Consider the following 14,451-nt stretch of genomic DNA (forward strand, 5'->3'; position numbering starts at 1 on the left):
CGCATGGGCGGCCTGCTACTGATGATGAGGTAGCAACTGAGTTAGGCGTCGATATTGAGTTGCTTCAAAAGATGTTAAGCGAAGTAAGTAGCGTAGTAATGTTAAGTTTTGAAGAGCTCGGTTTTGGTCATGGCGAAGAGCGCTTTCAAGCTGATGAGTGGCTTGCAAGTGCTGGTTCCGATCCTCTGGGAAATCTCCTAGATTCCGAAAAAGTCGAAATAATAGCGCGCGCCCTAGACCGCCTCCCCGAAAAGGAAAGATTAGTTATTACTCTATATTTCTACGAAGAGCTCAACCTGAAAGAAATCGGCGAAATAATTGGCGTCACAGAATCCCGCACCTCTCAAATCCGTTCGAGAGCCTTGCTGCGATTAAAAGGTTACCTCAAGCGAGCATTTTAGAAAGAGCTTACTTTACTAGGTATCGCAGTAGAGTAACTATGGAAGAAAAACACTCTCTGGCAAGTCAACGCTAGTAATTACTTAAAACGGCTTCGCTCTGCCTACTGCATAACTCTTAATCCAGTAGGAGCTGCAGGAGCTGTTCTGTCGCCACCACCTAGTGTGATAATATATCCTACTCCTTTTACACCGCTAGCTACGCCATTTCTTGTATAATTTGGGATATTAACAGTGCTCTTAAGTCTTATTTCACTGCCGGAAATCGCAAGATCACTGCTTCCATCCGTAGCCTCTTCAAAATACTCGTTAATGCGCTTTATGCTTGCTATCGTTTCTCCAGCGTTAAGCTTTACAACGCCACTGTGTGTATTAAATACCGCAAATAATTTTCCTGTTTTCCAATGACGAGAATAGATGACGTTGGGATCAGCGTAACTTCTCGTACTTTTGTATATCTTCCCGTCCCACGAACGGCTCAACAGAGGAACATTGCTTAGATTGTCCCAGTTCGGCAAAACGCGGATTAATTTAAGACGCGGAGCAACGTTTGCAATGCTGTCGCCGTCGGCATACTTGGTAACAGGCAGCACTCCCATCCGACCAAACCAATTGTACCACGCGCCATTGATGGCTGCCTTGGCGGCGACAGTCCGATTGCCCGAGTCGCTGTCATTATAGTCAAGCGGATGAGTCGAACCAACCATGTCTTTCGCAATGTTCATTCCCGAATTAAAGTTGTTGCTATCGTCTACAAATTGGGTGCCCCAGTGTTCCTGGCTCAAGAAATCGGGGGTTAATTCATTTTTATCAGCTCTTAATTTTACTTCCTCAATCCAACCATCAGCGTGGGGCCAATCGACATTGTAAAGTTTTGCTGGTTCAATAATCCACTTCGCATTCGGAAATTCTTGTTTCATCTTCGTTTTTAATGTTTTAAAAAACGCAACCAAGCCTTCAGGGTATGTGGCGTATTGATGGCTAACGCCGCTGTGTAACAGAGACGAATTTTTTCCTGTCCACTGTATAAGATCTGTATAACCACCAGTAATGCGATGAAAATCGCCCCAAAGCCTTGGCACATCAAACATAACACCGCCAAAAGTGAAACCTATGCTTTTATTTTCGAAACTACGGGCAGTAATAAGTATGTTGTCTACAACATGATCAATAACTCTTTGTTGTTGAAAATCCCACATTCCATAAAATCCGGTGGAGCTATCAAACCACCCTGTTGCCAGATTGTTTGGAAATTGGTCGGTACTTTTCCATGCAAGATAAGAATTGTAGAAATCTTTTTCAGCCTGCGTATAGTTGGTTTTGTCTACATAAATTACCTGCTTATAACCCTTAAAGACATTTTGTTTGTTATTATGAGGGCTCACGAGATAATACTTAAGTCCCGCCCTGGCGGTAATCCAACTTAAATCACTAGGAATAGCAGCACCATTTAGTCCAATATAATCATACCCCATCTGTTTGGCATATTTTATGTGAACAGTAGGAGAATCTTGCCAGCAAACAGCAAAAAAATTTTTCCAACCAGCTGTATCTTGCGCTAGCGCACTCGGCAAAAAAAGCAAAGAGCACAACGCCACTAAACATAAGCACACTAACGCGTGGCACACCCTCGAAATGACATCTTTTCGCATCACCTTAAGTCTCCCAACAAATACTCGTCGCCGGCCTCAAGCAACCTACTGAATAACTTTTAATCCCGTAGGCGACGCAGGCGCTATGGTATCTGCAGCGGTAGAAATTGTTACAATGTAACCAACACCCGCTGAAGAATTGCTTTGGCTATCTATTGGGATAGGCACTGAACTCTTTAGACTTATTGTGCCTCCTGAGATCAGCACGTCAGACATGCCATCCACAGTCTCAACAAAATAGCTATCCACGCGACGAACAGCTTGAACAGCCTCCCCCGTCTTAAGTCGAACAACTCCGCTGTGGTTATTAAATACCACAAACAACTTTCCAGTTTTCCAGTGCCGCGAATAGATGACATTTGCGTCAGCATAGCTCGTAGGGCTCTGGTAGACACTCCCATTCCAGCTGCGGCTCGTCAACGACACTCCTCTCAGGTTATCCCAATTAGGAATGACGCGAATGAGCTTAAGACGTGGCGCTACATTTTCAATCTTATCGGTAAACTCAGCACTCATCTTGCCCATTCGTCCGAACCAATTTAACCAAGCACCATTTATAGCAGCCTTAGCAGCCATGGTTCTTTGTCCTAACTCACTCCTGCCGTAATCCAGTGGAGTAGTTGACCCAACCATATCCTTCGTAATGTTTAGCCCCGCAGAAAATATCCTACCGTCATCGATGAACTGGGTACCTCCGTGCTCCTGCGACAAAAAGTCAGGCACCAACAGATTCTTGTCTGACCTCAGTACAATTTCCTCAACCCATCCATCCGCATGGAGCCACTCTGTGTTATAAATCTTACCCGGCTCAAGGATCCATTTAGCATTTGGAAACTCCTGCTTCATTCTTGTGCTTAATTTTTTAAAGAATGCGGCAAACCCATCCTGATAGGTGGGATAGGCATGAGTGATACCACTGTGCAATAAAGCGGAATCTGACCCAGTCCAGTTAGACATTCTTGTAAAGGGAACGCTTCCGTCACTCTTCCAATAATGGAAATCACCGTATAGTCTTGGAACATCAAACATAACGCCAGCAAATCTAAAGTCAGCAGCACTATCCTCCAAACCTTTGCCACCAGCAATGATGCCCTCTACAACCATATCCACCACCCTCTGCTGCTGGAAGTCCCACATCGCGTGAAATGTACCTGAACTCCAGAAATGGCCAGACGCTAAATTGTTGGGAAAAGCCTCTGTGCTCTTCCACGCCATATAACCATTGTAAAAATCTTTTTCAGCTTGCGTAAATGTCCTGTTAGAAATCATGTCGTTAAACCCCTTAAATACAAACTCTTTGTTGTATTGAGGATCTACCATGTAAAATCTTAGGCCGCTCTTGTTGCCCAACCCATCGACCTGAGCCACTGTCATGTAGTTATTTAATCCAATATAGTCGTAACCCATTTGTCTTGCATATTTGATATGTTCCGGAGGACTATTATGCCAACAAACAGCAAACATATTCTTCCATCCATTATCCGAAGTCAGTGCACTTTGCCCATACGCCTCGCATACAAGCGTGCTGCAAAAGAGCATACCTAAAAATAAACGACTAACCGCCGCAAACATCTCTGACATAATTGTTCCTCTCAAAAAAAAGCACCTCCAGCCCTAGGTCATTTTCGCTAGCATTCTCACGCTACTATCATGCTATATCCATTACTAATTTTTACGGTAACATCTTCACCGCAGGCCTATTACTTGGTGAGAATCCTTGTGTGAGAGCAAAGCAAGAAACATACCAAGCAGAAAGTGCCAGTAAACACAAGAATGTTACTGATTGCTATTAATAGCTAAGATTCCATTTATACCATTTACAAAAATCCTTTTTGTAAATGGTATGAACAGCAAGTGCGTAAGCACTTGCCAATAAACAACAAATACCGTTTCCAAAAAGTAAAATATTTAACTTACTTTTTACTTTTTGGAAACGGTATACTACGCAATTTGTTCTTGGCGTGCATTGTAGCCGAGAAGCAAGTCCTTTCAAAGCAATTAAGCCGCTTTCATTCAATCTCAACACTTAGGCGCTTTCCAGAAAATATTTCTATTTCCTTTAAAACCCTATCTCTATTTCCAGCCATGTAAACACCATAACTGCCAGGCGGAATTTTTAGCGGATCTGCGCCAATAGTGGTGCGGCCAGCAAGTGTTCCATCAGCGCCCACTATCTCAAAACTTGCAAGAAGCGACTTATTGATAGCTTTTGCAAGCGAAGCACGATCCTCAGCATGGAAATACTCACCACCACCCAGATTAGCCCACTCGGCAAAATCGCGACGAATTCTATCCGAATCGACTGCAAACCCAACAATGTTTACGCGCACATTAAATCCTTTTCGCTTTAAATCTAAAATTTCAGCACGCGGATCTCCACCACACGTTTCTTCACCATCTGTTATGAGAACCACCAAACCTTCCCCACCAGCCCCCCCTGCTAAATCATCCGCGACAGCATGCAAAGACTGAGCAATGGCCGTTTTTGCACCATCTACCGCGCGCAGTTTAGAAGCAACATTGCGAATTCTTGCTGGCTCCGCTTCGCTTAGCGGTAACATTAGCTCAGTAGAACACAAGCCGCGCCCACCGTGACCAAAAGCGCGCAGCGCCACCTTAGTTTTTTTAGAAGGCAAAGATGCCGCAAGCTCGGCGATTAAACTCTTAGCGATATCAATCCTTCTCTCTCTACCTATCATTTGAAGCATGCTCCCCGAAGCATCAATTAGAAATTCTACAACTGGACTTGCACCTCTAACCTCGGCGCCTGCGGAGGCTTTAAGAACTAGCTCTCCAGGCGGGAGTGGCTCTGTTCGCACTTTAAAGTTAAGCGAGTAATTAGAAGGTTGGCGCAATCTAGCAGCCATGCGTCTAAACTGCACATCTGCCTCGCCTTGAGAAGAAAAAGTGCTATAAAAGCCTCCATTTAACGCAGCCCAATCCTGCATCAAGTTTACCTGCGCCCTAGTTCTTTCGAGTCCATCTCCTGTTAGAATTTTTAGCGCAAAGATTCTCGGTCTAGCCGCTGCAAATTCATTCCACAATTTCGCATTCAGACTAGCTCCATCAGAGGCCGCATCGGTTATAACAGCTATGGCATGAATCCCCTGTCGATTTGTTAATTCCAAACTGCTAGCAAGGAGAGAACCCTCGGCATTGCTAGAGTCGTCTTTCCAAGCATAATCTGCAAGAGCCTCATAGACATCGGCGGGATTGCTAGTCCAATCTCTTAAGATTGAACTCGCTCGCTCTCCCTGGAAAGGAATTAAGTTAATGGCCTCAAGCTCTGGTTCTATATCCCAAACCAGGCGCTCGACTACTCTTTGAATTCCCCTCTCAAAGCCAGTTACACTACCACTAGTATCCCAAGTAACTACAACCGATCGCCTTGGTTGACTTACGCGGACAAAATAATTACCCGGGCGAACTTTTGCAACATAAGCGTCAGGATTATCGGGATCCGCTTCTACTGCTACACCTTGGCCGTTACTATCCAACAAATCGATGGCTACCTCAGCTACTGGTTTTCCCTTGACTTCAAAGGTTACCGCCTGAGCCTTTTCTGGCAGCTCAATGCTATACCAGTTTTCGGCTTCATTAATTCTTACAATCCCATTGACGCTCTTACCCTGCTCGAGCTTAATAGCATTTTCTCGAGTTAACCCAAGTCCATTGCCGACGTTTCCAACATCGCTAGATTGCCGCCCATATTCAGACACCATTTGCTTAATATCGCTTCCCCATTCCCCCAGGATTGAGCGATAGCTCGAATCTACAAACTGCTCCCATACTCCGAGACGTCCCGCCAAAACTACTCGCTTGCCTAAAGGTGCAAGCACTTCAATTAACAGGTTACTTGCTCTAAGTGGCTCGCCTAACGTGAATGTGCTTACTCCATTGTTACTCTCTGCCACCTTCCATCGTCCAAGCTTTGCCCATGGACCAAATGGCCCATCGATACTGTAACTCACATCAAACTCTAAATTCGCACTCGACGATCCCCATGAATTTTCTGCTTCCCAGGTAATCTCCGCAATTTGAGGACTGCGCGAAGCCATAAAACCCAGCACGATTTTTATAGGCTGCTCTCGTTTTGCAGGAAACGCTATTGGTTTCTTGTTCCAATTGCCACTGTCGCCAGTTAAATTGCTCTCTGGCTCACCGCTTGCATAGACTACATGCCCTCCAACTGATGGCGAGGCAATGTTAAACTTAACCGCCTTATCAAAAGGCAAAGAAGGATCCTGAATAATTTTTAGCTCCGACAGTTCGGCAGTATTAGAATTTTCCTTCCCATAATTATCCAAAGCTGTAAGGCGAACAAATCTAGCCTCAATGGGCTGCTTAAAAACAAATCCCTGCTCTCGAAAAATCGGAGAAAGTTTTTCGCCAAGCACCTCCGTATAATTTTTGCCATCTATTGATATTTCAAGTTTAAAATTCTTTATACGTGCTCTAAAAGGCGCTAGAGGTGCTGGTTCAAATAATGCGCCAACAATCGGCCTCACATCAGTGCCAGCAAGCGACACTACGACGGGCTCGCCAATAGGAAGACTAACTGACTTTCCATCCACGATGCCGTCGATGAGACAAACGTACTTTTGCTCCGCAGTCGCCCCTAAAACCGACCACGCTACATTAATCCCGCCACTCAATTTTTTTGGGATAGCCGGCGTTAAAAACCGCTTGGCTCGCTTTGCTGTAGCAACTACTTTTATAATGTCTGAAACGCGTACACTCTCACTCTTCTCCGAATCACTTTGAAGGTTAATCTCTACTCTCATAGGCCAATCGTCGCGAGCATCTGGAGAAACCAAAAGTGCAAGTGGCAATTTAACTTCGCCTTCTGGCTCGAGTTTAATATCGGCTGGCAACCCCTTCAAAGTCCATCTTTCATCGGCAATCCATGCCTTTGGCTTTATGACACTCTGCGACGAAGCAAGAGACTTAATCGCAAGCACCCCCTCTATTACCTGCGCATCTGCTAAAAATGGCGCGACCTCTTTTGCATTAAACTTAAGTTCTGCGCTAAACCCAGGTTGCTGTACAGAAGTTTGCTCATTTACAAAAAAGGGCAAAGCATCCACTCGCAGGGCATATGGATATGTCGTAAAATCCTGGCTATTACTTAGCCTAAGTTTTAGATAGTAATCTCCAGGCTCGAGCAAGCCCTCCCAGATAATATGCTGAGTTTCTCCAGATACTTCCGTGTTGATAAATTCAGCTACGACCTCAGCGGCTTGACCCCACTCCAATTGCGATACAACTGGAAAATCAACAGGCGAATCGAGCGCGATGCGCACTCTGCTTGGGGCCGGCAGAAAAAAAGTGTGATAATCTATGTCGCCACCGTAGTCTAGCCAGCCTTTTATTGATATTCCTTCTCTAACGTGAACAGCACGAGCTATTTCATTGTTTGGCTCTAGCTCCTCTCCCGCATTAGGTAAACCAATTTTTTTTGCCCTAAAAATCCAATCTCCCTGTTTTCCGTCTATAGCTACAGTTCGCCATCCTTGAGGAACTAGCACGCGAGGAAGTTTTATTACTGAAGCGCCCTTTCGCGAAGAACCTTGCACTATTGTTTTACCCGAGGAGTCGATTAGACTTAAATTACTAACACTACTTCCAAACACTTCAAAATCCCAGAGTTCTAAGCCGTTATCGATCTTCACCTTAAATAAGTCCCTAGTGTCATTTTCTGATAACGAACCGCTGATCGGCCCAGTAGAATCTATCGGCATTGCGAGTTCATATCTGTCGTTGGGCTCTCGCTCCGACGAAGCCGACGCGGCAGGATTATCAAAAACTCCCAATACATAAGTTTCGTCTAATCCTAATTCCCCAGTAACATTAACATAATAGCGCCCAGGCTGAAGAACCAACTTCGATAGCTTTATTTCGTAAAAACCCTTAGCAGATGACATCACGCGTCCCTCTTTATCGAGTAGTTGAAGAGCGATTGAGTCTTTACTCGGCGAACGAAGTAGTATTTCTGTTTCTTTCTTTGACAATGCCTCATCTACATCGAAGAAATAGTAATCCGAATCGCCATACCAGTCGCGTTTTACTAGCCTTCCCGAACGCCTAATCCTAGGCGTTAGCTGATGGGCTTCTCGCTCCGAACTGTCCGGCTCTCTCGAAAACTCCATACCGCCATGAGTCGATATAGCTCTTGCCTCAAGAGCTATCGAAACATCTGTCTCTCCCTGCACGACAACTTTGTATTTATTGCTTTCAAGGCCTAGATCTGCCAGCCTAGTTACGCCAAAATCATCCGCGGCTTGTTTCGCTCGTGCAATCTCCTCGCCATTTGCTCCGACTAGCGCCAAAGAAACTCTTGCACCCGGTCGACTTTGCAGCACGAGTTCCCATAAGATTTGAGAATCACTTACTTCCCAAGGAATTTCGATTGAACCCTGCGGCAGAACTGACGAGAGCGAAAAACTATCCTGTCTAACGGCATCCACTTTTTTCCATTCCGCTGGCAAAGCACGAACCTGCTGCCCGCGCAGTTTATACGTAATACCGTCTCCAGAACCGCTTATGGCAATAATGAAATATCCAGAACCTAAAATTAATGGCTCCGTATTCAGAATGCCGGTTGCTGAACTCGTATCAGCAGAAAATAAAGATGACGATCTAGCGACATCGCTAGCCGACTTATCGGGTGGAACAAAAAATATCTCAAGCCTTCCCGCCTGCCCCGGTAGAGCCTGCAACTGAAAACTCCAATAACTTTGCGCTGACGAGGAGGCTAGCTGAAGTCGAAAAAAAATTCTTTCCTCGCTCTTTAAAATGCTTCCAGTCCTACAAAATTGGCCCTGCAGTGGAACTGCATCCTCAAAACTGCTATTTTCCCCGTCTACGGCAAGACAAGTATTATCGACTGCAAGCGTTAGACGCACAGGCAAAAAGGATAGTAATAAAACCGCTGCGATGCACGTAACCCACAAAAGCGCTCTTGCTAGAGTTTTATGGCTAACTGCTATCATAGACCTGGCGTTGCAGCACTCATTACCATGTCCAGAAAGGCCGAAAACAAGAGACCAAAGGCCACCCCTAGTTTAGTTGCTGGGACCTTAGCTAAACACGTAGTCAGAAGAATTCCAGAAGTGATTGTTGCGCCATCGGAAGCCATACATCCAATGGAAAACGCACTACATAGCGCAATAAATGCGATTTGATGTGTAGTTAAGTATTCGGCCATAGCTCCGCCCAAGCCATTGCTAGAAATTCCCAAAATATCTCCTGTCTTTGGATCTACGCGCCAATATGCCTCCTGCTGCGCTCCGCCTGGAAGTTCCGTAGGACTTTGCGGCGCAATTATGAGGAACCCTTCACTGAGCGCATTTTTTATTCTAAATCTTATATTCTCAGATAAACCGAGGCTATCAACGCTAGAAGGTTCTTTTATCAATTTCCACTCTTTCTTGGCTTTTAGATCCTGAAAAAAAAGCATTGCCGCGTTGCCACTTTCCGGCACATCGCTTGAAACCAAAGCTTGCTCCACTGCGGTATCTAAAATACCCTGTGAAATGCGATTGCGAATACTGCCGTCAACAATAGCAGCATTACTAAGGAGATCAATTGCAGATCTAGCGCGAGTAGTTCCATTTGTGTCCGAAGTCAGCATTTGCCAGAAAAGGCTCACGTTCGGCATAACGGGTGCAGCTTGTGGCAACATTCCGGAAGACGAGCGATATTGCGCATGCCCCCAAAGTGCAAGCTGAAAGCGCTCATTTTGGGCATTCGCTATCATGTTATTCACATTTTCGTTCTTTCGCACATTTCGGGCAGTGGCTCCTAGCGCGCTCGCGACGGCCTCACTAGCTCTTGCCGTCAGCCAATCCCGATGTGGGGTTGCTCCGTAGATGTAAATGTCTATGCTGCCTCCCAAGGCCAATGCTCGCCTTTCTATTGAGCTAGAGTCTATGGCAACTTTAATTGCTTGCCCGCTCCTCTCCGCTGGGCCAAGGAGATCGAAAATTGCTCGCCTTTCTACTTTAACAGGTCGACCGGGCGAAAAAATTTCAATTTCTAGCCACTCTGCTATCACCTCGGCTTTCTCTCTGTGATTTGTTTTGTTCTCGCTCCTTCCATCATCGAGCAGTGTACCAAACTTTTCCAAAACTTTCGCCACATTTATACTGCCTGCTACGCCTAGTTCTGCAAGGGATTGCAAATTAGACGGGAGAACTCGGCCATCTGTGGCGAATAATTGATCTTCATGAGATTCGCTTCCAACAAAAAGTTTTGGGATAACGACCCAGGCTTTAGAAACTGCCTCGCGGAGAGCTCGTTCGGGTTCTTCGGCTTTAAGTATCTGCATAATATCTGGTTGGGGAAGCAAGACATGGCCAAGAGCTAGAGGTTTGCCGCTAAATTCTCGTGCTAGAAATTTTTTTTCCAATACTTTTTGCTCAGAAGATTTGCCATCTTGTAGCGTTTCGACAAAAAGGCGAAGTGTCACGGAGTGGTTTAAGGCATAAGGCACGCTATCAAGCGAAAAGGTTTCAGATGTTTCGCCTTTAGCAGCAACTATTCCTTCATCTAAGAATAATGGCTCCCAGCCATTAAGCCCTCTAAGTTCAATCCAATAGTAGTCCCTTAATCCGTTTTCAATTTCAGCGTCGAACTCCTTAGCGGAAACGCTATCCTTAAGAATATCTAGCACTGCTGGATTAATTAGCATAAACATCTCCGCAACTTCACTTTGAAGGCGCTTAGTTTCCAACAGCGACTTATCAATGGCACTATCTATCTGTTCCTTGCTAAAAATAAAACCTTCTTGCATTAACCGCGATAGTCCCTCTTTATCAACTTCATTTGCAACATTGCTTGTCGCTCGCTTTGTCTCCAGAAAACTTTTCTTAAGTTTTTCCAATGCCTCTTTGTCTAAGATCTTATGAGCCACTCTTACCGATTGACCTATTCTTGTAATGAGCTCCCCCAGAAGTAGTGCTCTATCCAGGCTATTTCCGCATCTATCCATCAACACCCCATCGGAACCGCGCAGCATGCCCTGATACGGGATAAGTCGAGTGTTTTCTCTCACCCATCTTAGTAGCGATTCGGGCTGCATGTCGGACTGAGCTATTACGGAAAGGTAATCAAAGTTATCGCGTTTAACGGATCGCGCTATTTTTGTCCCCAGGTGTGAAAGATCATCTAGTTTAGCCGCAAAGACATTCCGTTCTTTTTCGCCTTCTACGAATTTTATTTCCTTTTTTTCAATCTTCTCTAAAGCATCCAATGCTTTAGAGAAGCCCAAATCCACTGCCCACGTATATAAACTGCGCGCATCGTCGATTCTTCCGCCCTTTTCCAATGCGCGTCCCAAAGCAAATGCAAGTTCTCCGTCTGAAGGCTTAGCACTTAAAGCCGCTCCACAAGCAGAAATTGCCTTTTTGGCATCGATATTTTCTATACCGACACTAGGGCCAGCCAAACTAAGGCACTCGCTGCTAATTTCAGCAGAAACGCCATCTCTAACACCTACAAAAAAAGCAATAACTACAAAAAAGCATAAAGCGTTCAAGTAAGAATTTAGATTAGTTCTATTGCGCTGATTCATAGGTGAAATCCTTATTGGCTGGAAGCGTTTAAGCGTTTCGCCAATAATACTCTCGGCTTAGACGAGCTGTCTACAATTATTGCCCAAAACAAAAAGATTACCGAAGGTATGTCGATATTGAAATAACTAGATTAACTCGCCTCCCCAGAGGTATTCTAAAAACTCCTTCCAAGGAAGAATTTCAATTTTGTCTTCAGTATTGCGCCTTTGCGTGCAGGTGCATACGAGAATATATTTTTTTAAAATCCCTTCCTCTTTTAGGGCGCGGAGGCCTTTTAAATGTTTTGGCGAGGGGTTGGGGGTGGCTTTGACTTCAATAGCAACGGAGTCTCCAACCAAAAGGCCTACCTCAAACTGTGATGTCGAGCGCCAGTAGTGTAAGGCTAAATTCTTGCGAGAATAAGCTAGATAACTTCGCACCTCAAGGATTATAAAATGCTCGAAGGCATCGCCAAAAAGTTTGCTACCCATTTCTACCTTATCAATTTTTGCTAAGTGGCGCATAACTCCGAGATCAAATAAGAAGTGTTTTGCCCGAGAAATGGATTTTCTTTTAGCAGTCTTGGTAAAGCCCGGCAGGCGAAAACCAATTAAAGTATCTTCGAGAATCGAAAAGTAATTTTTTAATGTGCTGGGGCTTACTTGTAAGTCAGCGGCAAAGGATTCGTAATTTATCTCCTGGCCATTGGCAAGGGCACAGGCGTCCAAAAATTCAACAAAAGCAGTGATATTGCGCGTTACTGCCTCTGCTTTAATTTCTTCTCTTAGGTAGGTATCTACATACGCCGCAAGATCCTCATCCGGCGCAGAGCTGTCGTAAATCTGCGGAATGCCGCCATGATTTATAAGTCTTAAAAGATCAAAGTTTTCTATCTCCGCTGAAACCAAAGGAAAAAGTTTTGCTTCCCTGGCTCGACCAGCAAGTAGATTAGCACCGCCGTGCTTTAGTTTGCGCGCGCTAGAGCCAGTTAGCAAAAAAGTGATATTTCTCTTTTGAATGAGCCTCTGCACCTCGTCGAGAATAATGGGTAACTTCTGAACTTCGTCTATAACCACAATTTGCCGATCACTAGTAATGAGCTCCGCTAACACGCTTGGATCTCTTACCAAGGTGGAAAAAGTTCGCGCGTGGAGCAAGTCGATAACTAAGGCATCTTTCAGGGTTTGTTCTACTAAAGTGGTTTTTCCGGTGGCGCGGGGACCGAATAAAAAATGCGAGCGCTTAGATAATAATTCCGCTAGGTTAAGTAACCGACTATGCATAGAATCCACAACTATGTTGTTAAATATCATGATAATTAACAACTAAGATGTGATTTATCAACACAAGTGCTTACTACACTAGAACTACGTATAAATTTGCGAACTTCGCAACCAAAAGCGCGGGCTTAAACATAAATACCGATAGTTTACAATATTGCAAACTATCGGTATTATTAAAAGATGAACTTTTACGAGACAATTGAGCACTTTCACCTTATTTTCTTGGGACAGCTATCGAGGCGAATTGCTCAGGATCTCTTCGCCCTAAAGGGCGGGGTTAATCTTAGATTTTATTTTAAGAGCATTCGTTTCTCTGAAGATATTGATTTTGACGTCTATAAAATCTCCCTAGAAACGCTTCGGGGCAATGTGCGCAATATTTTTAAGAGCAAGGCATTTATCGACACCCTTCGTGCAGCGAGGATTGAGATCTCCCAGACATCAGAGCCGAAACAGACTAACACCACGCAACGCTGGAAGATTATGTTGAGCATCGAAGACCAAGATCGCAAACTACCAACAAAAATTGAATTCTCCAGGCGAGATGGACTTGAAGGCGCAGTTATGGAGCCTGTTGATCAAGAAATTCTAGTCAAATACAAACTCTATCCTATTTCTTGCTATCATTACCCACGAATATGGGCGGTGCGGCAAAAGATAGGCGCTCTTATTGGAAGAGCGCAAACTCAAGCTAGAGACATATTCGATCTCTCTTTCCTAATCCACGACAAGCTCGATCTCGGAAAATACGCACTAAGTGCCTCTGATATTAATAGAGCATGCGAGAATGCACTTAGGTTAAGCTTCGACGATTACCAGGGACAAGTTGTCGCGTATTTAATGCCCGAGTATCAGAGTCTATATGGCACTGAACAAGAATGGAACAGCATGGTTTCAAAAGTGCTAGGTTTTATAAGAGAGGCTTTCGATGAATCTGCTTCAAGCTGACACGAAACTTAGCAAATTTGGTTATCCATGCATGGCAACGCGAGATGTCGCTGCATTTCTTGATATCTCGACTGTCTATGCAAGCAATATCCTAAGCAGACTCGAGCAAGCAGGACGAGTTATTCGCCTAGGTCGCGGACGTTGGCTTATCGGGGCAAGTATTGATCCATTTGCCATTCCTGAAGCACTTACTAATCCATCTCCTGCTTATATCTCTCTTCAATCCGCCCTATATCATCATGGGATAGTTTCTCAGATTCCTGCAGTTGTATATGCAGTCTCGCTTGCTAGAACTAAGCGTTATAAAAACCGGATTGGCGAGTTTTCTATACACCACGTTGCGCCAGAGTTTTTTTTTGGTTTTGAACTACTTGGAAAATCTATGATTAAAATGGCGACGCCCGAAAAGGCACTGATAGATTATCTCTATCTTTCGCTTGGGCGCTCTCGATCATTTCGATCACTGCCAGAAGTTGAGCTACCGAGTTCGTTTTCCCGAAGGAAAGCAAGGGAAATAATTGAAGAAATTCCATCACGCCCAAGGCGCGCGGCAGTCATGCGACGGTTTGAGGAATTAATGAAGATTGTGATTCAGGCATAACACGCGCTAGACGCG

The 14,451-nt window shown here is 44.7% G+C and carries 8 protein-coding genes; 3 read left to right on the forward strand and 5 right to left on the reverse strand.

The features are described 5' to 3' along the window. Positions 1–401, forward strand: a 401-nt coding sequence (locus IT291_05560; GenBank protein ID MCC6220693.1) for a sigma-70 family RNA polymerase sigma factor, incomplete at its 5' end; no start/stop codon positions are given. Positions 402–502: 101 nt separating this feature from the next. On the opposite strand, the gene IT291_05565 is transcribed toward IT291_05560, so the two are convergent. From IT291_05565 to IT291_05585, 5 genes are all read right to left on the reverse strand, one after another. After that, positions 503–2,053, reverse strand: coding sequence for a hypothetical protein (locus tag IT291_05565; GenBank protein MCC6220694.1), 1,551 nt, complete (start codon positions 2,051–2,053; stop codon positions 503–505). A gap of 42 nt (positions 2,054–2,095) precedes the next feature. After that, a complete protein-coding gene (locus IT291_05570; protein ID MCC6220695.1) occupies positions 2,096–3,631 on the reverse strand; it encodes a hypothetical protein in 1,536 nt (511 codons plus the stop codon). 428 nt (positions 3,632–4,059) lie between these two features. After that, positions 4,060–9,042 carry a VWA domain-containing protein gene (locus IT291_05575; GenBank protein ID MCC6220696.1) on the reverse strand — a complete coding sequence of 1,661 codons (4,983 nt, stop codon included), beginning with the start codon at positions 9,040–9,042 and terminating at the stop codon, positions 4,060–4,062. Next, positions 9,039–11,624: a hypothetical protein gene (locus tag IT291_05580; GenBank protein MCC6220697.1), complete on the reverse strand. Its 2,586-nt coding sequence runs from the start codon at positions 11,622–11,624 to the stop codon at positions 9,039–9,041. The genes IT291_05575 and IT291_05580 overlap by 4 nt, the downstream gene beginning before the upstream one ends. A gap of 126 nt (positions 11,625–11,750) precedes the next feature. Continuing rightward, a complete protein-coding gene (locus IT291_05585; GenBank protein ID MCC6220698.1) occupies positions 11,751–12,887 on the reverse strand; it encodes an ATP-binding protein in 1,137 nt (378 codons plus the stop codon). 180 nt (positions 12,888–13,067) lie between these two features. Between IT291_05585 and IT291_05590 the strand changes: the two genes are divergently transcribed. Continuing rightward, positions 13,068–13,835, forward strand: coding sequence for a nucleotidyl transferase AbiEii/AbiGii toxin family protein (locus IT291_05590; GenBank protein MCC6220699.1), 768 nt, complete (start codon positions 13,068–13,070; stop codon positions 13,833–13,835). Beyond that, on the forward strand, positions 13,816–14,436 hold the full coding sequence (locus IT291_05595; protein ID MCC6220700.1) for a hypothetical protein: 621 nt from the start codon (positions 13,816–13,818) through the stop codon (positions 14,434–14,436). Before IT291_05590 ends, IT291_05595 begins: the two co-directional genes overlap by 20 nt. Positions 14,437–14,451: the final 15 nt, after the last annotated feature.

The organism is Deltaproteobacteria bacterium, assembly GCA_020845775.1.
Taxonomy (GTDB): domain Bacteria; phylum Bdellovibrionota_C; class UBA2361; order SZUA-149; family JADLFC01; genus JADLFC01.